Below are 22,696 nucleotides of genomic sequence, written 5' to 3'. Positions count from 1 at the left end.
AATGGGCTTTAAACTGGTGCTCAATGTGCTTTACACCATGGGCGTAGCTTTGTGCTTTATTGTAGCTTATAAAATGTTTACCGAAAAAAACTACCTGATCATGGCCGGTGCCATGGCTGTTGGCGTAGTTGTGATTTTCATGAAGCTGAGGCTTTTGAAAGAGGTTAAAGAGACCCAGCAAGCCCCGCAAAATAAAAAAGGCAAAGGGACTAAGTAACCCGATATTAATTAGGCTCCAGACTTACGAAGTTTTCAAAACTTCGTAAGTCTTCCCTACTTCTAATGGCGCAAGTTTTGTGTAAAGGGAACAAGCGCCGGCTAACTTGTGCCATTATGCTAAGTCGGCAAAAAAAATACACCCTTTCGCATCCATCTAATTCCCGGCAATAACAGCCTTAATCCCTCTAAAAATCATTCTTTTATAATAAGCTTGCAGCATGTAAAAAAAGCTTAACTTCATTGCATGTTTATAGCAGTATTAGGAGTTATTGTACTCATTGTGGGTATAGTGCTCAAACGTTCGCCCGAACCGGCCGGCCGCTTTAATGGCGTAGTAACCGCGGTGGGTATCGCCATGGTGGTACTTGGCTTATTACTCAATATATTTAAAGTTATTGAGCCGGGCAAGGTAGGAGTCCAAACCCTTTTTGGCAAGGTACAGGACCAAGTGCTTGAAAGTGGTTTACACATTATAAACCCTGTTGTGGAGATCACCACCTTTGATGTCCAGACCCAAACCTATACCATGAGCGCGGTAAACAACGAAGGGCAAAAGGAAGGCGATGATGCTATCCGGGTGCTTTCATCAGATGGATTGGAAGTTACCATTGATCTTTCGGTGCTTTATAAAGTAAAGCCCGACAAAGCCCCTTATATAATGCAGAACATAGGCGAAAACTATGTAGATAAGATCGTTCGCCCGGTTTCGCGCACGGCCATCCGCGATAACGCGGTTGCTTATGCAGCTGTCGATCTGTATTCGACCAAGCGGCAGGAGTTCCAGGATAAAATAAACCGTTACATTACCGCCAGTTTTGAAAAACGCGGACTTGAACTGCAGCAGATCCTGGTGCGCAATATTACCCTGCCCGCCTCGGTACGCGCCAGCATCGAATCAAAGATCAATGCCGAGCAGGACGCCCAAAAAATGGAGTTCGTACTGCAAAAGGAACGCCAGGAAGCCGAGCGGAAACGAGTGGAAGCACAGGGTATTGCCGACTATCAGCGCATCCTTTCAACCGGATTATCGGATAAGCAACTGCAATACGAAGCCATAAAAGCACAAAAAGAAATAGCGCTTTCGCCCAATGCCAAGGTGATCATTATTGGCGGCGGAAAGGGAGGTAACCCGATAATGATCAGCGATAAATAGTGCGTGATTAATGTACCTTGTTTTGGGCGGGCATAAATGGATTAGTCCGCCCTGTAGGCTTTCAATACCTTCCTTTCCCTACCTTCTCCGGGCCAAAGGGTAATCTTATAGTGATCGGTACCTTCGTCTTCATCGGGATTTACGTTTTTTACAGCATACGAATAAATGCGTATGCGATATCTTGCCGGGGTAACAATGGCTTTTAAGATTATTTTTGTATCCGGAAAATTCAGGACTTCCATAATGCCCGAACTTAGTTTTACACTGCCCTCAACAACGTGATCATATTTGCTGAAATCTTTTTCAGTATCCGCCGTGTTGAGCACATTAAGTTCGGCCTTTATGTGTCCATAACTGGCTGTTTTAATGCCAATGATATCTTCGGTCGTACCTAAGCGCGCATTTTGGGCATCGCTGTTCCAAAAGGTAGTATCACCGGTGGTGCCGGTAAAAGCCGAATCGCAGAGGTAAAATTGGTTATGGGTAGTAAAAAAATCGAGGTTGTATTTGCCGGAGGGGTGTAAGGAAAAAGCTAATATCGCAGGCAGCGCCAAAAGACATACGAGTAAGACCGAAACGTTTGTTTTTTGGCTTTTCATTGATAAGGCAAGTTACAAAAAAGATAAAAGTAAAGCTTTTCGGATAGTATAATTCTCTGTAAACAAAAATAAAAAAGGACGGGAATATGCGATTCCCCTCTTGAGAGGGGCGGAGGGGTGTGTTTCTGCTTTGATAATCAAATCGCACAAACGCACCCCTGCTCTCGCTCATTCCCGCCGCGCCCCCTCTCAAGAGGGAATTTTTAAGGAGGGGTGTTTATTTCTCGTTACTCATTGAATAAGGCACATCGGCATCTTTGGTACCGCGGTCTTTATTAGGAGTGGCCTGCATATCAAAATCAAGTACTGCACCATTTAGTAAACCTTTATGGCTTAACCAGTTATTAGTGTATGGTTTGCCATCAACTGTAAGTGTGTTTACATACTTGTTATCTGCGCTGTTTTTTGGCGCGTTGATGGTGATGGTTTTGCCATTCTCTAAATTAACAGTTACTTTTTTAAACAGCGGGGTACCTAAAACATACTGGTCGCTGGCCGGGGTTACCGGGTAAAAGCCCATTGCTGAGAAGATATACCATGCAGAAGTTTGACCGTTATCCTCGTCGCCGCAGTAACCATCAGGAGTTGCCCGGTAAAGCCTGTTCATTGCTTCACGAACCCAGTACTGGGTTTTCCATGGTTGATTTGCGTGATTGTAAAGATAGATCATGTGCTGGATAGGCTGGTTACCATGAGCGTATTGGCCCATACCTGCAATCTGCATTTCGCGGATCTCGTGGATCACACCACCATAGTAGCTGTCATCAAATACCGGCGGCATTTCAAATACGGAATCCAGTTTGGCTGCAAATTGCTGCTTGCCGCCCATCAGGTTTATTAAACCCTGAATATCATGGAACACGCCCCAGCTATAGTGCCAGCTGTTACCTTCGGTAAAGGCATCGCCCCATTTAAACGGATTGAATGGTGTTTCAAAAGTGCCATCCTGGTTTTTACCGCGCATCAGTTTAGTTTGCGGATCAAAAATATTGCGGTAGTTCTGGCTGCGTTTTTTGTAGATCTCAATTTCCTTTTTAGGCTTGCCCAAAGCCTTACCCAACTGGTAAATAGCAAAATCGTCATAAGCATACTCGAGAGTACGGGCGGCATTTTCGTTGATCTTTACGTTGTATGGCACATAGCCTAAAGTGTTATAATACTGCACACCCCGGCGACCGGTAGCATTAGGCCCTTCGTTGTTGGCACCGTGTTTAAGGGCCTGGTATAAAGTCTCGATATCGTAACCACGTATGCCTTTCAGGTAAGCTTCGGCCACTACCGATGCAGAATTATTACCGATCATACAATCAGCATAACCCGGGCTCGACCATTCAGGCAGCCAGCCGCCTTCTTTGTAATCATTGATGAGGCCTTCCTGCATTTCTTTGTTGATAGATGGGTAAACCAAATTCAGGAAAGGATACAATGCCCTGAAGGTATCCCAGAAACCGGTACCGGCAAACAGGTAACCCGGCGCAACTTTACCATTGAAAGGGCTGTAATGTACATTTTGCCCATTGGCATCAACCTCATACATCTTGTTTGGGAAAAACAGCATACGGTAAAGGCTGCTGTAAAAAGTACGGGTTTGGTCAATAGTACCACCTTCAACATTTAAACGACTTAACGTTTTGTTCCAGGTATCTTTTGCTTTTTGGCAGGTAGCAGCAAAATCATCGTTGCCCAGCTCGCGTTTCAGGTTAAGTTCGGCCTGCTCAATGCTGATGAATGATGAGGCTACTTTAAGATGAACTTTTTCACCTTTAGCGGTTTTCAGTGTGATCACCGCACCAGCATGATCGCCGGTGTATTCCAGTTGCCCGGCATCCTGTTTCCAATCGTGCCATGCAGAGGCCAGCGCGAATGGTTTATCTACATAAATAACAAAATAGTTTTTGAAGTTGGCAGGTACAGCGCCGCTATTTTTAGTGCTGTAGCCAATAATCTTTTGCTCGCCGGGCATAATCTTTACGTATGAGCCTTTGTCAAAAGCGTCGATCACGATATGCGAGTTGTCACTTTTAGGGAAAGTGAATTGGAAGCTGGCAGCGCGTTCGGTTGGCGTTATTTCAGTTGTTACGTCATAGTCGGCCAGGTAAACGCTGTAATAGTATGGTTTCGCTGTTTCAGCTTTATGCGAGAACCAGCTGGCGCGATCTTTTTCATCCAGTTTTAACTTACCTGTTTCGGGGAACACAGAAAACATACCATAATCATTCATCCAGGGCGATGGCTGATGGGTTTGTTTAAAACCGAGGATCTTATCGGCATCATAAGTGTACTGCCACCCATCGCCCATTTTACCGGTTTGCGGTGTCCAGAAGTTCATACCCCATGGCAGTGCTACGGCCGGGTAAGTATTCCCATTGGAGAGCGATGGCTTTGATTGCGTGCCCATAAGCGGGTTGATCAGATCGACAGGTGACGGCACCTTTTCTTGTGCCGAAAGTGCTGCCGGTAAAAAGGCAAACGCCAGGAGAAGTAATTTTTTCATTTATTATTTGGGGACTTTATTTTCAAATCAATACAGTATTATCGGTACTCAAAGAAATTTAAAACGGGGATCGCGCGATTCCCTCCCTCGGGAGGGTGTAGGGAGGGGTTAATCACCATGCATATTCATTAGCAAAGCCTACAAACCCCTCCCCGCCACAACACTTTCCACCGCACCCCTCCCAAGGGAGGGAATTAAAAAATCTTCCGAATAGCCGTTATCAATACAAGGACAAATTTTTTGAGCGAATTACGGAATCTCTTTTCAAAAAAACTTCCGCACGTGAAATTTCACGTACGGAAGCATAAATCAACTCTCTCTCAAAAGACTCTTTTACCATTTAATGCTCACCTTAATACCATCGGGACTGTTGGCAAAGCCCAGGTACAGGGTTTTTGATGATTTATCCCACGAGGATTTTACATCAGCAATGGTTTTTCCTGTATTATCGGTAACTACTGTTTCTTTCGGTTGCGCCGGCAATAAGATCCGGGCGCTGTTTAATGTATTAATCGGGCTTTTGGCTACAAAACTGTAGCTGTTTTCTGTTATAGCTTCATCATAAATCCTTGAGGCCGATGCCAATACTTTTGGCTGTTTCTTATCCGCAACACGTTTAACTACGTATAACAAGGCCTGCTCATTGGGGTTGATCGTTTTTTCGGCGAGTACCGGCAATTGCGGATCGAACAAATCGATAATCGGGCCTTTTACCACGTATGGTTTGCTATCAGCATTTTCGTCCATTACCGAAATAACGTCATACGGGCCGCGCTCCAGGTACATGCTATTTTTAAATTTCAGCTTACCGCCATCGGCATCTTTTTCATAAGCCTGCTTTACAGTTTTGATAAAGTTATCATCATTATCAGGCTGCATTACATACTCTTTAGGATTTTGCCGTAACACATAAACCGCACCTTTACCAACAGCAAAACGCTGGTTATCGCCGGCTGGGTTCACACCCAGTAGTTTAAACAGGTGCTGTGATGGGGCTTTAAAATTATTGCCTTTGGTATTCCACCATTCCATTACCGATTGATAGGGATCATCATCACGACCGGCGTAGATCAGTACACCGCCGTTTTTAACCCATTCGGCCAAATGCTCATGAACTTCGGCCGATACGGGTTTCATGTTGGAGTAGCTCATCACCAAAACTTTGATATCCTTAAGCGATGCCGCATAACCCAGGTTTTCCATGTGTACGGTTTGTACCGGAACGCCGCGCTTTACCAGTGGCAGCGTTTGACCATAGAAGTTAGAGAACTGCGGATCTTCAAAGCCGTTATGCGTAGGAAAACGCTGGAACATTAGTGTGTTGCTCATCAGCACGCCGATTCCATTAACACCAGATACTTTGTTGGTTGAAACAGGCATATCATTCAGCGCATTCACCATGATCTGCATCTGGGTGGAGTAAAATTGCGGGATCAGCGTTTTTTCATTGGTGCCCAATACAGGGTACGGGTGCGTATAGATCCTTTCTGGCCATGGCATTACCTCGTAATCGGCAACCATCGGGTACAACAGTTTGGCGGTAAAAGTAGCCTGGTAGTTGCGTTTGTAATCGCTCCAGTCATGCACACGATCTTCAATAGGGTCGGTGAGGAAAAACACCTTACGGCCGGTTGGCGCGGTCATGGATACTACCGAACCATATTCAAGGAAAGCATTTTCAAATACACGCTCCTTTTCTAAGCCGTTAAAGTAAGTAGGCTCGCGCGAGGTGCCCGTCCAAACCTGGGCGATGTAACCATCAATACCCGGTAGTGATGCCAGACTTGCCTCTGGACTAACGATTTGCCATGACGAATAATTTACCAGCGAGTGTGTAGCAATAAACACCTTAATGTTCATCCCTTTGCTTTTGCCATACTCCTTGGCGTATGATGATACCCGTTTGATGGTTTCATAGTACAGGTTATATTTTAGCTTGTTGGATAAGTAAGTATTTTCAGGAGATGCATCCTGTGGTTTCCATGGGAAGCCGTAATATTTTTGCCATTGGTTTTTAAAGCCGGCGCTATAACCTGCGCGGGCCCAAAACTCAGGTTCTTCTAAAAAAATGTTGGTGATCCCTACGTCTATTACCCGTTTGACGACGGCAGTTTTCATGTATTCGATAAACGAATCATCGGGCACAACATAAGGCATATCCTTCCCGTGGAAAATTGTATCGCCTCTTTGGGTTACCTGCCCTACGCCAAGGTGGTTTTTACCATCCCATTTACCCAAAAAGTAATCTTTGTAGTCGCCCCAGGCAATACCGGTCATGAAATTTACGTCATAGCCACGGTCGCGCCATGATTTAACGCGTTGCTCAAAGGTCATATTAGGATGATCATTAGTGCCGTAAACAATGGCAATATCTGATCGCACATCAATTTCGGGCCTCCAGGGACTGCTGGTTTGGAAAGCCGTTTTCTCTTTCAGGGAAGCCGGTTTGGGGTTAGCATCCTGCGCATAGGCGCCGGCAGCGAGGGCAAGTCCGCAACAAAAAAGCAGCGTATTCTTCATAGTTATATTTTATAAAACTGTGTTGGAAGGAACCACTCCCACGGCCCCTCCCTCACACAGGTATTATTTGTTTTTACGGAACCTTTACCTCTTTAACGTCGGTATAGTTATAATAATTAAGGCCATAGGAAACCCTTGCACCTACGCGGATAAAATAGCTCCTTTTACCCGGCAATGCGCCACCAAGCGTGGTAAGACTAAGAGTTTTACCAACCGAGTTATTTGCATCATTACCGCTCAGCTTAGGTGTGTAGCGGTTATCGTAGTTATTATTGCCTACGTAGTTGTTTGAATTAACAAATACAGCCACATCGCTCACGTTTTGCTGAAAATTAGGATCGGCAGTACCCCGGGTAACTTTAAAGCTGGTAGTTATGGTGCCATCAGCATTCAAAACCGGATCACCAACCCACTCTATCCGTAAAAATGGCTCAACCGAAAAATTTACGGTAGTTATGTCTTTTACGTCAACTGTCTGACTTTTATCAACAATGGTTTTGCCGGCATCGTCAACCTGTACCAATGGTACAAAAGCACCCTCTGCCGAAATTACGTTTTTGCCTGCAAACAGTTTGGTGTTTTGGTAAGTACCATCCTGGAATGAGGATACATAAAACGGAGTAGGGTTTGAGCTCCAGCTTATCTCCAATAATTTGATGCGGGTGCCTGAACCTTGTTCTGTTTGCAGGCTTTTGCCTGTACCTGCATCCGTTACGGTGCCTTTTAAGGTAACATTGGGAGCGGCATAATTATCAACTTTTTTGCATGAGCTGCCTGCGGCAACCAATACACTTAATGCTATGCTATAAAATAGTTTTTTCATCTCTCTCTTAAAATTAATAACCCGGATTTTGAATTAAATTCTGGCTTTTCTGGATCTCGTCCTGCGGGATCTGCTCGTAGTACCAGCGCACATCAAATGTGTACCTTGAGTTACGCTCATCTAAACGGGCATCAAAAAAGTACTTGCCGTCATTGGCCGAATAGAAAGGCATCAGCGTACGGTAAATGGTGCTGTTTTGCTCTTTATCGGCAACTCTCCAGCGGCGCATATCCCAGTATTGTTTGTTTTCAAACCCAAGCTCTTTTTTGCGTTCTTTGCGCACTACGTCGATAGTTAAATTGGCTGTACCGGTTAACAGGTCGGCACCACCACGTTCACGGATAGCGTTAATCTGCGTAAAGGCATCCTGTAGATAGCTTTTATCAGATTGACCTAATGCGTTTAACTCTACAGCAGCCTCGGCACGGTTAAGCAATACTTCCGCGTAACGCAACTCAATCCAGGTTTGATCAGAACGGTTTTCCAATACTTCAGATGTTGGCTTATCCGGTACGATGTATTTACGGATAGAGAACCCGGAAACAGAATTGGTACCATCGCCTGTAAAATAACCGCTTAAACCGGCAGGGTTCATAGTTGTGCCATTGGGTAATTTATATGGCGTTTGGCTTGCGTTTGCTGATTGAACAATGTTATCAGTAGGATAATGAGCAGTTGAACCTGCAGGCAACAGCGGATTGATTCCACCAACTGAAGAACCGGTATAAATGCCCCTGCGGATCTCGATGCTTACACCTTTCATCACATCCCCCGGCAAAACTACGGTTGCCCTTAGCCTTGGTTCGGCATTGGCAAATATATCCATGGTGTTGGTGTACAGATCGTATTTGCCACCGGTTGTGGTTTTAATAGTACCGTCAGCATTTTTAGGGAAGCCGTCAAACAGCTCCACAAAATCAAGCGTAGGGTTAACTTCAGATGAGTAACCGTTAGCGCCCATTAACTGGCGTGGCACATTATAAGCATCATATCCATGTACCGATTCAGGGTAGTGATACTGGCGTACAAATATGTTTTCAGGGCTTGATGCATCAAAAAACATATTCACGTAGTTTAGGTACTGCGCGTTTTTATCGCCCGCAGCCCATGCTTTTTTGTACAAGCTGTATTTGCCGTCAAGCAGTGCCGCGGCATCATAAGCTGCTTTAAAATAAGTAACCGCCTTTGCAACCGGGATACCACAAAGCCTGTTGCCGCTGCCATCAACCAATGTGATCTGGTTGTATTTAGCTACTGTACCGGCATAAAGCATTGCCCTTGACTTGAAACCTGCAGCTGCATATTTGCTGGCCCTGCCTGCCTGGTTAGTTTCAGGAAGGTTAGTGTAGGCATAATCCAGATCGGTACCGATAAAATCATAGATCTTTTCTTCAGATGAACGGGGTATTTTCAGTTCCTCAATACTTTGCCCAGGATAGTTAAGCACCTTATCAACCAGCGGTACGCCGCCGTAACGTTTAACTAAAGCAAAGTAAGTGGCCGCGCGAACAAACCTTGCTTCGCCTAACCAGTTATTTACCTGGTCGCTGGTAAAGTTGCTTGCATATTTAGGCAAGGTTTCAGCAAAATAGTTAGCATCCCTGATAACCCTATAGCAATCGCCCCAGGTTGAAAGACCTGTGTTCTCCTGCATTGATCCGTTCTGGTCACGACTTAGGGCCTCACCGGTAGTGGCGCTTGTTGGTGCAATGATCCAGAACATATTTAAACCTCTTTCGGGCGAATACCTGAAATCTTCGATAGGTAATTCGCTGTACAGCCTTGACATGTAGGCCTGAATTCCCGCGGCTGTCGCAAAAACGTCATCGTCTTTAACAATACTTGGGGGCAGGGTATCCAGCTTTTTACACGCCGTTGTCCAGCAAAGTAAAAAAGCCAATATTGTATATGTGTATTTTTTCATGATCTGTAATGGATTATAGTTTAACATTTACACCGATTGAATAAACTTTATTTAAGGGGTATAAATAGCCGTAGTTGGCCGATGGGTGTTCAGGGTCAAGATATTTCAAACCTGTAATGGTTAATATGTTGTACCCGTTCACAAAGATCCTTGCACCTTTAATACCAGCCTTTTTAGCTGCTCCGGCAGGAATGCTGTAGCCAATCTCAGCAGATTTCAACCTTACATAAGCCGCGCTGTGGATATTTGACAGCGAGTTGGTGTTAGCTGTTGTACCGGTAAGTGCGAATGTACCTGGAGTCCATACGGTGTTGGGATTATAAGGGTCGGCTTTAGGATCGGTTGGGTGATACCTGTCCATAAACATAGATAGTGCACTACCACCACCCCACAGCGGGATATTCAACTGTTCGATGTAGGATACGTTAATACCTGCAGCTCCCTGCCATACGGTATTGATGTCAAAACCTTTGTATGAACCGCCCAGTGTTAAACCAAATGTGGTTGAAGGTACGCTGTAGTTATTGTTACTCACGTTTTGTGCTATTGGGTGTACGTCCTGATCGTTAATTACGCCGTCACCGTTCCAATCCTGCAAAATGTAATCACCAACTACTGCGTTACGTGATACAAACTGCGGGCTGGTCAAGATTTGCTGATAGTTTTGGAACTGGCCATCGGCACCAAAACCCCAGAATATGTTGTTGTAACGGTTGTCGTTGTTATTATGCCAATTAAGCTGTGAGTTACCGTAAGCAGAGTGAACCTTGCTGATCCATTGGGTACGGGTATAGCCGAATGTACCTTTAACAAAATAGTTAAAGCTGCCTATGTGGTAACGATGGTTTATCTCAATATCAAAACCCTGCGCGCGGTCGCTATTAAGATTTTCCTGTGGTAAACCTGCACCTACTACACCCGGCAGGTTATCGGCACGGGTATCAAGCAAACCGCTCCTGTCGCGCCTAAAGGCGTCAACAGTTAAACCTAACAAACCATTCCAGGCCTGCAGATCGATACCGGCGTTGTAGGTTTTAGCAACAAACCAAAAAATATACGGGTTGGCAATACCACGACTTTGCGCGCCGTTAACAAAAGTGCCGTCAAATACCGACCCCGGAGGTACCTTGTTGTTATCGCCGGAAGCAGGATAATTATAACCAGTAAGATACTGATAAGCGTCAAGTTTGTCATCATCACCCAGTTTAGCGTATGATAGACGGATCTTCAGGTCGTCAATAAATGAAAGGGCTTTAGCATTTTTCCAGAACCCTTCCTGTGAAATCCTCCAGCCTGCAGACGCACCCGGGAAGAAGCCCCAACGTTTAAGCGGCGAGTTTTTAGAGTTGGCATCATCCCTGAAGCTAAACTCAACCAGGTACTTTGATTTGTAATCGTAATTTACACGACCAACAAATGATTTGGTCACAAAATCATAAGGCCAGCCGCCGTCAACCGTAGCTGTTTGGTTTAAAGCGTTACCTGCCGATAGCTGATCAACCGGTAATGAAAGCTGGCGCTGTGCGTTAAAGTTATCGCCTTTTCGCTCGCTTTCTTCATAAAGCGCTAAGGCCGTAACATTATGCCCTCCTTTAAACTGCTTAGCATAGTTTAATGAAAGCTGCATTAAGCTGCTCGGTTTTTCATAAAACTGGCGGGTGAGTGAACCCGGGGTTTGGTTAGCTATAGGCGCGTAGGTATTGCTATTAGCATCATAGTTATACTGGTTGTATGAACGCTGATAGAGCTTGTTGCTTGAAAAATAATAATCATAATTATACAAGCCTTTTGCACTTAAACCTGGCACAAACGGAACGTTGTACGTTGCAGATACCGAAGACTGTAACCATTTATTGGCAATTTGTTTGTAACCATCAACATTGGCATCGGCCATTGCAACAGGGTTTGAACCATCAACTTCTCCATTGTTCAGGTAGGCCGGGTTATTATTGGCGTAAATGCTTTGAGTAGGTACTTGCCTCCAAAAGGAGCGTATGATCCACCATGCATCCTGGTAAGGTTGATTTTTTTGTTCAAGCGTACCGCTCAGGTTTACATCAATGGTAAGATTTTTATTGATTTTGGTGGTGAGGTTTGAGCGGAGATTATATTTCTTGTAGTTCAGGTCGCCGCTTTTGAAAAAGCCGTCCTGATCGGTAATACCCATACTCACAAAATAGCTGCTGTTATCGGTACCGCCTGTTGCATTCAGGTTATGCTGTTGCTGGGGAGCACTATTAGCGAAAACAGGGCTATACCAATCGGTGCTGGTTTTTGAACCGTTTTTGTAAGCAGCAAAATCAGCATCGGTATATTTCACCTGCCCGCCGTTAACGTTATGCAGCAGTTGCTCGTTAACCAGGGTCATGAAGTCAACAGCACCAACGGGTTTTGGCATGTAGGATGGGATCTGCCAGCCATAGGTACCTGAATAATTAAGGTCAACTGCGCCTTTTTTACCTTTTTTGGTAGTTACGATAACCACGCCGTTTGCAGCACGCACACCATAGATAGCGGCCGATGCATCCTTCAATACCGAAACACTTTCGATATCGTTTGGGTCAAGACGGGTAATATTATCGCGGGGGATCCCGTCAATAACAACCAGCGGGTTACCAAAACCACGGATATCAAACGCGTTGCTGAATGAGCCCGGCTCAGCCGTATTTTGGGTAATCCGTACACCTGCCACTTTACCCGCAAGCATGTTCAGCACGTTCTCGTTTTTGGTAGTCACGATCTCGCTGTTGGTAACCGATGCAACTGACCCGGTCACTGTTGCTTTACGCTGGGTACCGTAACCTACTACAACCACTTCGTTCATGTTGGTGGCATTGGGTAACAGTTTTACGGTAATGCTTTTTTGATTACCTACGGCAATTTCCAGTGGGGTGTATCCTAAAAAGCTAAATACCAGCGTTTGGCTTGGCTCAGCATTGATATTGAACTGGCCGTTTACGTTGGTAGTGGTACCATTAGGCGTTCCTTTCAGCTTAACGCTTACGCCGGGCAGGGGCTGCCCATGCTCATCATTTACTACCCCGGTAATTTTGCTGCCCTGAGCAAAAGCCGAAGTACACATAGCTAAAAACAAAAGAGCGGCAATGCAGCACTGTAATACTCCTTTAATTTTAGCACGATAACGGATGCGATGGCACCCATCATAATTGGTAAAATTTTCGTACATAAATATTGGTTAATGGGTTTATAACTCTTGCCGCGGGGAAAACAAAAACATTAAACAGGGATGGTTAAACCCGTTCAGTACGTATCATGCTTTCCATTTGGCACAGCAATGATATAGCGGGTGGTATTAAAACAAGGGTTAAAAAAGGGGTTAACTCGGCTAAAATTTTATTAACCGGACAGAAATTAACCCTTTTTTTAAGCGAATGGAGGTATAATTTAAAAAAATGGAGCGGGTTTAGCGATAGCATGCCTTGTGTTCGCTCTTGACGAAGCGCATAAAAACATGTCATTGCGAGGAACGAGGCAATCGCATGGGAGCATGGCCGTTTTGTATAGCATGCGATTGTCACGTCGCGCCCCCCGCTCATTTCCTGTTCCGCGCTTCGCAATGACATGGTTTATTATTCACACTTAAAAACCTGCGACAGTGTTAACGTCGAAGGCCTGTTTTGCATAGCAAAACAGGCCTTCGACTAACGTACCCCATTTGGGGGGATGGGGCGACTAAAACACCCGGCAAAGCAAACCTTTCAAATACTCACCTTCGGGGAAAGAAGCGCGTACCGGGTGGTCTTCCGGCTGGTGGAATTGGTAAATAAACTGTACCTGTTTCCCTGCATCAAGCGCCGCCCAGGCAATTACCTGTTTAAAGGTTTCCATATCCATGGCACCTGAGCAGGAATAGGTAGCCAGCAAGCCACCTTCATTAAGTAACAGCATACCCAAACGGTTCAAATCTTTATAAGCACGTGAAGCCCGGGTAAGTGCCGAGCGTGAGGGTGCGTATTTTGGCGGATCAAGTACGATTACATCAAACTTCTCGCCCTCATCCCTGAATTTGCGTAACTGCACATTCACGTCGGATTTAATGGCTCTATGTTTGGTTGCATCCAGTTTATTTAGCCTGATATTTTCGGCCAAAGTTTCAATAGCCAGTGCTGAGCTATCCACGCTGGTTACTGATGTCGCGCCTTCTTTAAGACTGTTTAATGTAAAGCCACCGGTATAGCAAAAGCAATCCAGTACTTTTTTATCTTTTGCATGCATGGCCAATACATGGCGGTTATCCCGCTGATCACAATAAAAGCCGGATTTTTGGCCTTCGGTGATATTGATGCCATAAACCACGTTATTTTCTAAAACCTCTACCAGTTCGGGTGGCGGACTACCCGCAAGTACTTTATTTTCTGCTTCGGCCAGGCCTTCATGAGCACGGGAAGCATTATCGCTTTTATCTGAAATACTTTCGGGATTAAGCAACTTGGTTAACTCATCAATAACGATAGGCATTACATTTTGAATACCCGAAGTAAGCACCTGTACTGCCAGATGCCCGGCATATTTATCGACAATAAGGCCAGGTAAATAGTCTGACTCACTGAAGATCAATCTACAGGTATTGGTGCCATTAGCTAAGATGCTATCCCTGCTTTTAACAGCAGTGGCTACTTTTTCACGAAACCAGGCTTCATTAACCTGCACATCCTTATTCCACTCCAGTAAACGCAAAGTAACCCGCGATTGATCGTTATAAAAGCCATAGGCCATAAATTCGCCTTGTGTGTTCATCAGGCGAACAACGTCGCCATTGGCAGGCTTGCCCTTTACTTTTTCAATCGCTCCTGAAAATACCCAGGGGTGCCTTTGCAAAACAGCTTTTTCTTTGCCTTTCTTTAATATAACGTCAATCATGGGTGCAAAGGTAATAAAGCGCCGGTAATTTTAACTTTGCAGTAACGCGGCCTTCATTTATTACGTATTTGTATTAAGGCTTCTAAACCTTGAAAATATTTTTAGGTCATACACAATAATATCCGCATTAAAACATTTGGTATCTTAGATTCGAAAACTATAATCATGAAAAAAACCTACGTACTCCTGTTCAGTATGCTGATAGCGTGCTGTTGTTTTAGCTCAAAGTCATACGCTCAGATACCTCGCATACCTGAGGCCAGCTCAACTCAAACCATCATCCAGGATTTCGGATTAGGGAAAATAACCATCACTTATTCCCGTCCAAATGTTAAAGACCGCAAAATATTCGGGGGCATTATCCCTTACGGCGAAGTTTGGCGTACAGGCGCCAACGCGGCAACAACCATCACTTTTACCGAAAAAGTTGTTATTGAGGGTAACCCTGTGCCTGCGGGCACTTATTCCCTGTTCAGCATCCCCAATAAAGGCGAGTGGACCATCATTCTTAATAAAGTGGTAAAACAATGGGGCGCTTACAGCTACAAGCAAGACCAGGATTTTCTGCGTTTTACTGTAAAACCCATCCGCGTGAGCGAAAAACGCGAAACGTTTACTATGGCTTTTGTTAATACAACTACCAAATCAACTGACCTTGTTTTGGTTTGGGACAAAACCGCGGCATATATCCACATGGAAACTGACGACGACGCCAAGATCACAGCCAATATTGATGAGCTAATGAAAGGCGACCGCAAGCCATATTACTTCAACGCCATACAATACTACTACGAAAACCATAAAGACGTTGATAAAGCCCTTGGCTGGGTTTACGAAGCCGAAAAAATTGAGCCTAAAGGTCCGTGGTATAAACTTTGGGAATCGCGTTTATTGCTACGCAAAGGCGACAAAGCCGGTGCTATAGCAGCTGCAGAAGCCGGTATCGCTTTAGCCAAAGCTGATAAAGATGAAGAATACGCCCGTTTAAACCAGGAAGCACTGGATCAGGCTAAGCAATAGCCCTAAGCCCCACCCAACCCTCCCCGGAAGGGAGGGCTTTAAAAAGAAAATCGCTGTTTTTTATAGGAAATGGCGATTTTCTTTTATGAATTGATAATATTCAGAAAGTCTCCCAAACCGGGGGAGATTTAGAGGGGGCTTTACTGATCAACCACGCAATCACAATCAGTAAAATAGCACCGATAGCATTGAGCCACAAATAAGCGATTACGTCAAAATAGCCAAGGATACAAATAATAGCCTCCGTTATAACAGCTGCTATAAATACTGCGGTTCCTTTTATTTTTTTAAGATAGAAGGCCACTATGAACACTCCAAGGATGGTTCCGTAAATATAAGAGCCCAATTGATTTACGGCTTCTAACAGATTACCTATGCGGCTGGCGTAAAGGGCCATCCCAATGCAAACCAAGCCCCAGAACACGGTTGCCAGGCGCGATGCATTTAAATAATTCTGATCTGTAGCGTTGGGATTAACAATGCGTTTGTAAATATCAACCACACTGGTTGATGCTAATGAATTTAAAGCACTTGCGGTTGAGCCCATGGAGGCCAGAAAAATAATGGCTATCAGTAATCCTATCAAGCCTTTGGGTAGATACTGGGTAACAAAGGTAAGGAATACATAGTTGGTATCGTTATCGTCGGCCTTAGGGTTGTTTTTTTTCATCAGTTCAATGGCGTTTTGCCTGATGAGATGAGCCCTTGTATCGGCCACCTTTAATTGATCTTTGGCGTGACTGATCCGACCTTCATTTTTACTGTCGATGGCTTTTATCAACTCATTAGCCTTGATCTTTTTTTGCTCAAAGGCCCGGCCATATTGCTGATTGAGATGGTCATATTCCGCAGCGTAAACGCTTTTTTGAATTTGTTTAACCTCGTACTGGTTAAAAAACATGGGCGGGCGGTTAAACTGGTAAAACGCAAAAACCAGCACCCCTATCAGCAGGATCAGGAATTGCATCGGGATCTTGATCAGGCCATTCATGATTAGCCCGAGGCGGCTTTGCCCTACCGAGCTGCCTGTCAAATAACGGCCAACCTGGCTTTGATCTGTACCAAAATAGGAAAGCTGTAAAAAGAAGCCCCCAATCAATCCGCTCCAAACTGTATAACGGTTATTAGGGTCGAATTTCCAGTCTATCACGTTCATGCGGCCCATTTTACCAGCCATTTTGAGCGAGCTCATGAAACTTACATTGCCGGGTAACAGGTAAACAACCAGTACTCCTGCCAAAAACATCCCCGTAAAAATAATGCTCATTTGTAATAGCTGGGTATATGACACAGCCTTACTGCCGCCATAAACGGTATAAACAATTACCAGCCCGCCTATAAACAGTGTAGTGTAAACCGTATTAATATTTAATATGGTTGAGAGGATGATAGACGGTGCATAAATGGTAATGCCGGTTGAAAGGCCGCGCTGTACCAGGAAGAGGAACGATGTAAGCGCCCGGGTTTTCAGGTCAAAACGCTGTTCCAGAAATTCGTAAGCAGTATAAACCTTAAGGCGATGGAAAATGGGGACAAAGGTGATACAAAGTACGATCATGGCCAGGGGCAGCCCGAAGTAGAACTGCACAAAACGCATTCCGTCTGAGTAAGCCTGGCCCGGCGCCGAAAGAAAGGTAATGGCACTTGCCTGGGTAGCCATTACCGATAAGCCCACATGGTACCAGGGTAATGAACGGCTGCCCATCAAAAACTGGTCGATATTTTTATTATTGCCGCTTTTCCATATGCCATAAAGCACTATAGAAAATATGGTAAGGCCTAAAACAATCCAGTCGGTTAAACTCATTCAAAGAATTTGGTAATGAGCCAGAATACTAAAACTAAAAAAACCAGCCATGCGGCAACAATGCCGTAAAACTGGTTCCAATTTTTTATAAATAAAGGGAGGTCAGGATCAGGCCTCTTCATTACGGCCACGAACTAACACGGCGATATATGCAGCAGCAGTTAACAAGCCTAAAACACCACCTACAAAAATCCAGGTAAAGCCTTTTTCAATAATACCGCCTACAAATAAGCCAGAGATTAATCCTACCAAATAGTATATGTAATCAAAGTTTTCTTTTTCTTCTTTATGGTGTCCCATGATGTTATGTATATGATTGCAGCAAAAATAGGTGATTAATTGAATTTTACCAAAGTTTGTTTTGTAAAAGGATTGTGCGGTTTAAAAGTTCATAAATGACACCAATTATCCATTCGGTGTCCGGTCGGCTTTAAATTCACTATCGTTGTAAATATGCCAATAGCTTTGCGGTATGCATGAACCAATAGCCTTTCAACTATTGTAAAAAGGCTATTCCTGCAAGTTTTTTAACCGCTCAATATTTCCCGCCATAGTTGCCTTATCATTTGCAGAAGTAGCCAGATTCATAGCAGTTTCGTAATGCCGTAAGGCTTTTTGATTATCTATGCCGGTATACAGGTTGCCCAGCAGCGAATAATAAAAGTGGTTATTGCTCAGGTTCAGTTTTTCGGCTTCGGCTATTGCAGCCGGTTTTCCATTGGCTTTGGCAAGGGCAAATGTCCGGTTCAGCGCGGCGATGGGCGAATACTCCAAGATGAGGAGGCTATTGTACAGTTGTAATATATTTTCCCATTTTTCGGCAGCATCCTCCTTAATGGTATGCCAGTAAGCTATGCCGGCCTCAAGGTGATATTTAGTTATTGAAGTTCCGCTTGAGGCCTGGTTCAGGTAGTAAATGCCTTTATTGATCAGGTCCCTGTCCCAAAGTAATTCATCCTGATCCTCATAGAGGATCATTTCACCATGATCATTGGCGCGGGCCTCAAACCGCGACGCGTGGAAACACATCAGCGCAAAAAGTGCATTTACGGCAGGAGTATTGGTGGCCGGATTTTCAATAAGCAGGTAATTAAGCCGCATAGCTTCAGTACAAAGATCACGGCGAAGGGTGACGTTTTGGGAGGTTGAGTAATAACCCTCAGAAAACAGCAGGTAAATGGTTGTTAAAACAGTTTCCAGCCGGCTGCCGATCTCGCTCAGGCTTGGCTGCTGAATCCGGATTCCCGCCTCCTTCAGTTTTTCCTTTGCGCGGTTTATCCGTTTGTATATCACCTCCTTGTTTGCTAAAAAAGCATCGGTAATTTCCTGTATACCAAAACCGCAAAGCAGGTTAAGGGCAAGCGCCACCTGCGACTCGGCCGAAATAACCGGGTTGCAAACCGTAAAGATCATGGCCAACTGGCTATCAGCTATGTTTTTGGCAGACAGGTCGATCTCTATTTCGCCACTACTGTCGGTCGTATATTTTATTTCGGGCAAAAGCTTTTGCTTAAAAATCGTGTCCCGTTTCAGGTAATTTTTGGTTTTATTTTTTGCAACGGTATAAAGCCATGCCGTCGGGTTATCGGGTAAGCCTTTCATGCTCCAATTTTCTGTGGCTGAAAGGAAGGTATCGCTTACAATATCTTCGGCAATTTCAATATGTTCAATACCAAAAAGGCGGCAAAGCACTGCTGCAATTTTCCGGTACTCGGTGCGGAACAGGTGAGGTAAAAGTTCTTGGGCTTGCATAGGTTAAAATAAAAATGCCTTTGCAAAAGTACAAAGGCATTTTTATTTTATACGGCAGGCACAGCCATTCGTACTTCAACGGTGGCTCCCCATTGCAATATCGGGCAGCCTTTGGCAATTTCCACTGCCTCGTCATAATCTTCGGCCCTGATTATGAACATGCCGCCTATCGATTCCTTAATTTCGGCATAGGGGCCATTGATCACGGTGTTTTGCTTAATTGTACGGCCATCGCCATCCCAGCGTTTGGGAGTGCCAACCAGTTTGTTTTGGGCAGCGATGCCTCCTATCCAATCCTGGAAAGGTTTTATCGCTGCCTGCATTTGCTCAGGCGAAGGACTGGCATCTTTACTTTTCAGATCCCTGTGGATCACTAACAAAAACTCATTCATAAGGCTATGTTTTAATGGCGTTAATATAAGTTGTTTATGCAAACTGGCCAACCTGGTATGTACCCGGGGTATTTGGGAACGATAGATTGATGCGGTTCCAGGTGTTAATAGTGGTAACGGATAGCGTAAGGTCTATCAGTTCTTCATCAGTAAACTGCGCCTTGGCTATGTTGTATACTTCGTCGGTTACATGGCAGGCGGTAACGGCTTCGGCCCAGGCGAAGGCGGCCCTTTCACGATCGGTATAATAAGGTGATTCTTCCCAGGCGCTCAGGCCATATAAACGTTGTTCGGTCTCGCCTTTGGCACGTGCATCTTTATAGTGCATGTCAAGACAATAAGCGCATTTATTGATCTGCGATACCCTGAAATTTACCAGCTCACGAAGGGATAACTCAAGGGGCGATTTTTTTAGATAGGTATTAATACCGAATAATGGTTTTAAGGCATTTTGTCCTTTTTCCCACATGTTGATTCTCTGTTCCATTTTGTTTTAAATTTATGTTGTTAAAACCCAATGACAACCGTGCTTAGCAGATTGGACAAAACGAAAAAAATATTTTTTATTTTTTTTACGGTCGGAATTCAATTCGGGAATTTCTGTCAGGGGGCATTATCTCCTGCTTTGCAGATTTTCCAGTTTAACTACATATACATGTAATACGTCTCTACATAAAAATACCTATCTTCCCCTCATGGCCTTACCCAATATTTTCACTGTACAGGTAGCTGATGATGTAATTAGCCGGATCAACAAGCTTACGCCTCATACCTCACCGGGATGGGGTAAAATGAACGTTGCACAAATGTTGGCGCACTGCTGTGTAACGTATGAAATGGTGTATGAAGATAAGCACCCCAAACCCGGCGCGTTCATAAAGTTGATCCTGAAAATGCTGGTTAAAAACAAGGTGGTGAGTGAAACCCCATATGAACACAACAATCCTACCGCGCCCGCATTTCTCATTACCGGCGAAAGGGATTTCAAAACCGAAAAAGACAGATTGATAGCCTACATCCAAAAAACACAACAACTGGGCGAAAAAGCTTTTGATGGCCGCAAGTCGCATTCGTTTGGCTCTTTAACTATTACCGAATGGAACAATATGTTCTATAAACATATTGACCACCACCTTATCCAGTTTGGCTGTTAAGCGCAGTTTGAACATACGGCTAAATTTTCCTTTCTTTACCGGCATACCAGATAAATCGATATAGCGCATGGAAAAACTAAACCCCGCCATCCTTAAAACCAAACAGCATTTTGAAATTCTTGATGGCATGCGCGGCATAGCAGCTATAGCGGTTGTTACTTTCCATTTTATGGAGGTGGCTTACTCCGATTACAGTAAGGATTTTATAGGTCATGGTTTCCTGGCGGTCGATTTTTTCTTTTGCCTGTCGGGTTTCGTAATTGGCTATGCTTATGACGACAGGATGGGCAAAATGGGTATAAAGGAATTTTTCAAATCGAGGTTGATCAGGCTGCACCCGTTGGTTGTTTTAGGATCCGTACTTGGACTGCTGGGCTTTTTATTTGATCCCTTTGGCGCCCACCCTCAATTATATGGCCTTAGCAGAATGCTGCTGATATTTCTTTGCTCGATATTGCTGATCCCGTACCCGGCCATGTCCGTGCGATATTTTAACCTGTTTAGCTTTAATGCGCCCGCATGGTCGCTATTTTGGGAATATGTGGCTAATATTGTTTATGCTTTTGTGCTTTGCCGCCTGCCCCGGCGTTATCTGATCGTACTTGTCATGCTATCGGGAGCGGCTATTTGCTATGTAGCCTGCCACTCGGGCAATTTAATGGGCGGCTGGGATGGTCATAGCTTTTGGGACGGCGGGGCACGGATAGCCTTTTCATTCACCGCCGGGTTGTCGATTTATCGCTACAACCTTATTATAAAAAACAAACTTGGCTTTATTGGGCTTTCAATTTTATTATCTCTGGCCTTCCTGATGCCGTTTTCAACCTGGAACTGGTTAACTGAACCCCTGGTAGTGATCATTTACTTCCCTTTATTAATTGCTTTAGGGGCCGGCGCTCAACTCCATCCAGGTTTGAAAAAAATCTGTGTATTTTCCGGTAATATCTCTTATCCGCTGTACATGACCCATTACGCTGTAATATGGATGTTTGCCAATTACAACACAGCTAACAAACCCGATGCCGTTCATCTAACATATATCATTACAGGTGGATTAATTGTACTGGTAACATTTGCTTACCTGGTTATGGTAGGTTACGATGTTCCATTACGGCGTTACCTAACCGAAAAAAGAAAAAAACAGGCTGTTAAATAAACTGAATGGCTATTCGTTAGCTTAATTAAAGATTAGGAAGGGTTTAGCCAACGGTTAAATTTAAAACCTGTATGTTTAAAATGCTGAAAAAGTGTTTTTTATACACTAAAAATAATTATTTTTACAATTGGTTTTGTGCTGATTTCCAGTTGTTCTGTTGAAGTATGCCAACCTTTGGTACATGAAAAAAACGTTAGTTATTGGTTGGCTTGTGATACTTTTAATCGCTGTTGGCGCTTTATTTTGGTATAATGAGCTGCAATACCAGTTGCCTACTCCTGTACCGAAAAACTATAAAGCGGTAAAGCGGGGTACGGTACTATCCATCAATCCCAGGTACTACCAGGATCGCAGTAAGCCGCTGTTTCTGCACTTTTTTAATCCGGATTGTCCCTGTTCAAGATTTAATATCAAACAGTTTAAGGCTATTGCCCAGCAATATCGCAGCCAGGTGAATTTTGCCATTGTGATCATGAGCAATAAACACTTCACCGAAAGCGAAATCCAGGACAAGTTTGAGATGAAACTGCCTGTTATATTTGATCCATCGGTTGCTGAGGCCTGCGGGGTTTACTCAACACCCCAGGCTGCCCTTATTGATACAGGCAGCAAGCTGTATTACCGCGGCAATTATAACGTAAGCCGTTATTGTACCGACGAAAAAACAAGCTTCGCCAAAGTAGCTATTAATGGTTTACTGAACGACAATACACGCCTAACATTTAATAAACTTGCATTAACGTCATACGGCTGTCGACTGCCCGACTGTCATAATTAATATTACCCCTAAATATCAATCATA

The 22,696-nt window shown here is 44.3% G+C and carries 18 protein-coding genes; 6 read left to right on the top strand and 12 right to left on the bottom strand.

The window, feature by feature from the left end:
• Position 1 precedes the first annotated feature (1 nt).
• Both ABIC84_RS24095 and ABIC84_RS24090 read left to right on the top strand, forming a co-directional pair.
• The gene (locus ABIC84_RS24095; protein ID WP_429265215.1) at positions 2-217 is read left to right on the top strand and encodes a DUF6358 family protein; all 216 of its coding nucleotides are present in this window, start codon (positions 2-4) and stop codon (positions 215-217) included.
• A 246-nt stretch (positions 218-463) separates the two neighbouring features.
• Positions 464-1,372: a prohibitin family protein gene (locus ABIC84_RS24090; RefSeq protein ID WP_090531094.1), complete on the top strand. Its 909-nt coding sequence runs from the start codon at positions 464-466 to the stop codon at positions 1,370-1,372.
• Positions 1,373-1,413: 41 nt separating this feature from the next.
• On the opposite strand, the gene ABIC84_RS24085 is transcribed toward ABIC84_RS24090, so the two are convergent.
• The 7 genes from ABIC84_RS24085 to ABIC84_RS24055 form a co-directional block, all read right to left on the bottom strand.
• Positions 1,414-1,971: a hypothetical protein gene (locus ABIC84_RS24085; RefSeq protein ID WP_429265214.1), complete on the bottom strand. Its 558-nt coding sequence runs from the start codon at positions 1,969-1,971 to the stop codon at positions 1,414-1,416.
• A 217-nt stretch (positions 1,972-2,188) separates the two neighbouring features.
• The gene (locus tag ABIC84_RS24080; RefSeq protein ID WP_429265213.1) at positions 2,189-4,465 is read right to left on the bottom strand and encodes a GH92 family glycosyl hydrolase; all 2,277 of its coding nucleotides are present in this window, start codon (positions 4,463-4,465) and stop codon (positions 2,189-2,191) included.
• 333 nt (positions 4,466-4,798) lie between these two features.
• Positions 4,799-6,985, bottom strand: coding sequence for a hypothetical protein (locus tag ABIC84_RS24075; RefSeq protein WP_429265212.1), 2,187 nt, complete (start codon positions 6,983-6,985; stop codon positions 4,799-4,801).
• Positions 6,986-7,058: 73 nt separating this feature from the next.
• Positions 7,059-7,808, bottom strand: coding sequence for a DUF3823 domain-containing protein (locus tag ABIC84_RS24070; protein ID WP_429265211.1), 750 nt, complete (start codon positions 7,806-7,808; stop codon positions 7,059-7,061).
• 13 nt (positions 7,809-7,821) lie between these two features.
• A complete protein-coding gene (locus ABIC84_RS24065) occupies positions 7,822-9,732 on the bottom strand; it encodes a RagB/SusD family nutrient uptake outer membrane protein (RefSeq protein WP_429265210.1) in 1,911 nt (636 codons plus the stop codon).
• A gap of 13 nt (positions 9,733-9,745) precedes the next feature.
• Positions 9,746-12,919: a SusC/RagA family TonB-linked outer membrane protein gene (locus ABIC84_RS24060; RefSeq protein WP_429265209.1), complete on the bottom strand. Its 3,174-nt coding sequence runs from the start codon at positions 12,917-12,919 to the stop codon at positions 9,746-9,748.
• A gap of 506 nt (positions 12,920-13,425) precedes the next feature.
• Positions 13,426-14,613, bottom strand: a complete 1,188-nt coding sequence (locus ABIC84_RS24055) for a class I SAM-dependent rRNA methyltransferase (RefSeq protein ID WP_429265208.1) — start codon at positions 14,611-14,613, stop codon at positions 13,426-13,428.
• Between the two features lie 165 nt (positions 14,614-14,778).
• Between ABIC84_RS24055 and ABIC84_RS24050 the strand changes: the two genes are divergently transcribed.
• Positions 14,779-15,633 carry a DUF2911 domain-containing protein gene (locus tag ABIC84_RS24050; RefSeq protein WP_429265207.1) on the top strand — a complete coding sequence of 285 codons (855 nt, stop codon included), beginning with the start codon at positions 14,779-14,781 and terminating at the stop codon, positions 15,631-15,633.
• A 100-nt stretch (positions 15,634-15,733) separates the two neighbouring features.
• Here the strand turns inward: ABIC84_RS24050 and ABIC84_RS24045 are convergent, their stop codons facing one another.
• The 5 genes from ABIC84_RS24045 to ABIC84_RS24025 all read right to left on the bottom strand — a co-directional run bounded on the left by ABIC84_RS24045 (position 15,734) and on the right by ABIC84_RS24025 (position 20,071).
• Positions 15,734-17,440, bottom strand: a complete 1,707-nt coding sequence (locus ABIC84_RS24045) for a sodium:solute symporter (RefSeq protein ID WP_429265206.1) — start codon at positions 17,438-17,440, stop codon at positions 15,734-15,736.
• Positions 17,441-17,548: 108 nt separating this feature from the next.
• On the bottom strand, positions 17,549-17,740 hold the full coding sequence (locus tag ABIC84_RS24040) for a hypothetical protein (protein ID WP_090531057.1): 192 nt from the start codon (positions 17,738-17,740) through the stop codon (positions 17,549-17,551).
• A gap of 210 nt (positions 17,741-17,950) precedes the next feature.
• Complete coding sequence (locus ABIC84_RS24035; protein WP_429265205.1) at positions 17,951-19,192, bottom strand: RNA polymerase sigma factor; 1,242 nt, start codon at positions 19,190-19,192, stop codon at positions 17,951-17,953.
• Between the two features lie 47 nt (positions 19,193-19,239).
• On the bottom strand, positions 19,240-19,584 hold the full coding sequence (locus tag ABIC84_RS24030) for a YciI family protein (protein ID WP_426582319.1): 345 nt from the start codon (positions 19,582-19,584) through the stop codon (positions 19,240-19,242).
• Between the two features lie 34 nt (positions 19,585-19,618).
• Complete coding sequence (locus ABIC84_RS24025; protein ID WP_426582317.1) at positions 19,619-20,071, bottom strand: carboxymuconolactone decarboxylase family protein; 453 nt, start codon at positions 20,069-20,071, stop codon at positions 19,619-19,621.
• A 208-nt stretch (positions 20,072-20,279) separates the two neighbouring features.
• Between ABIC84_RS24025 and ABIC84_RS24020 the strand changes: the two genes are divergently transcribed.
• The 3 genes from ABIC84_RS24020 to ABIC84_RS24010 all read left to right on the top strand — a co-directional run bounded on the left by ABIC84_RS24020 (position 20,280) and on the right by ABIC84_RS24010 (position 22,672).
• A complete protein-coding gene (locus ABIC84_RS24020) occupies positions 20,280-20,738 on the top strand; it encodes a DUF1569 domain-containing protein (protein ID WP_429265204.1) in 459 nt (152 codons plus the stop codon).
• A gap of 67 nt (positions 20,739-20,805) precedes the next feature.
• Entirely contained in the window at positions 20,806-21,894 is a 1,089-nt protein-coding gene (locus ABIC84_RS24015; protein WP_429265203.1) for an acyltransferase family protein, read from the top strand.
• Positions 21,895-22,075: 181 nt separating this feature from the next.
• The gene (locus ABIC84_RS24010; protein WP_429265202.1) at positions 22,076-22,672 is read left to right on the top strand and encodes an AhpC/TSA family protein; all 597 of its coding nucleotides are present in this window, start codon (positions 22,076-22,078) and stop codon (positions 22,670-22,672) included.
• Positions 22,673-22,696: the final 24 nt, after the last annotated feature.

This window comes from Mucilaginibacter sp. 3215, assembly GCF_050433785.1.
GTDB lineage: Bacteria > Bacteroidota > Bacteroidia > Sphingobacteriales > Sphingobacteriaceae > Mucilaginibacter.
The sequence above is the reverse complement of the archived record's forward strand: the minus strand, read 5'-3'. Positions and strand labels throughout refer to the sequence as shown.

What these genes read in the sequence shown, in the direction of transcription:
- ABIC84_RS24095 (WP_429265215.1), top strand. Translation starts at nt 2, where the DNA reads ATGGGCTTTAAACTGGTGCTCAATGTGCTTTACACCATGGGCGTAGCT.
- ABIC84_RS24090 (WP_090531094.1), top strand. Translation starts at nt 464, where the DNA reads ATGTTTATAGCAGTATTAGGAGTTATTGTACTCATTGTGGGTATAGTG.
- ABIC84_RS24085 (WP_429265214.1), bottom strand. Translation starts at nt 1,971, where the DNA reads ATGAAAAGCCAAAAAACAAACGTTTCGGTCTTACTCGTATGTCTTTTG.
- ABIC84_RS24080 (WP_429265213.1), bottom strand. Translation starts at nt 4,465, where the DNA reads ATGAAAAAATTACTTCTCCTGGCGTTTGCCTTTTTACCGGCAGCACTT.
- ABIC84_RS24075 (WP_429265212.1), bottom strand. Translation starts at nt 6,985, where the DNA reads ATGAAGAATACGCTGCTTTTTTGTTGCGGACTTGCCCTCGCTGCCGGC.
- ABIC84_RS24070 (WP_429265211.1), bottom strand. Translation starts at nt 7,808, where the DNA reads ATGAAAAAACTATTTTATAGCATAGCATTAAGTGTATTGGTTGCCGCA.
- ABIC84_RS24065 (WP_429265210.1), bottom strand. Translation starts at nt 9,732, where the DNA reads ATGAAAAAATACACATATACAATATTGGCTTTTTTACTTTGCTGGACA.
- ABIC84_RS24060 (WP_429265209.1), bottom strand. Translation starts at nt 12,919, where the DNA reads ATGTACGAAAATTTTACCAATTATGATGGGTGCCATCGCATCCGTTAT.
- ABIC84_RS24055 (WP_429265208.1), bottom strand. Translation starts at nt 14,613, where the DNA reads ATGATTGACGTTATATTAAAGAAAGGCAAAGAAAAAGCTGTTTTGCAA.
- ABIC84_RS24050 (WP_429265207.1), top strand. Translation starts at nt 14,779, where the DNA reads ATGAAAAAAACCTACGTACTCCTGTTCAGTATGCTGATAGCGTGCTGT.
- ABIC84_RS24045 (WP_429265206.1), bottom strand. Translation starts at nt 17,440, where the DNA reads ATGAGTTTAACCGACTGGATTGTTTTAGGCCTTACCATATTTTCTATA.
- ABIC84_RS24040 (WP_090531057.1), bottom strand. Translation starts at nt 17,740, where the DNA reads ATGGGACACCATAAAGAAGAAAAAGAAAACTTTGATTACATATACTAT.
- ABIC84_RS24035 (WP_429265205.1), bottom strand. Translation starts at nt 19,192, where the DNA reads ATGCAAGCCCAAGAACTTTTACCTCACCTGTTCCGCACCGAGTACCGG.
- ABIC84_RS24030 (WP_426582319.1), bottom strand. Translation starts at nt 19,584, where the DNA reads ATGAATGAGTTTTTGTTAGTGATCCACAGGGATCTGAAAAGTAAAGAT.
- ABIC84_RS24025 (WP_426582317.1), bottom strand. Translation starts at nt 20,071, where the DNA reads ATGGAACAGAGAATCAACATGTGGGAAAAAGGACAAAATGCCTTAAAA.
- ABIC84_RS24020 (WP_429265204.1), top strand. Translation starts at nt 20,280, where the DNA reads ATGGCCTTACCCAATATTTTCACTGTACAGGTAGCTGATGATGTAATT.
- ABIC84_RS24015 (WP_429265203.1), top strand. Translation starts at nt 20,806, where the DNA reads ATGGAAAAACTAAACCCCGCCATCCTTAAAACCAAACAGCATTTTGAA.
- ABIC84_RS24010 (WP_429265202.1), top strand. Translation starts at nt 22,076, where the DNA reads ATGAAAAAAACGTTAGTTATTGGTTGGCTTGTGATACTTTTAATCGCT.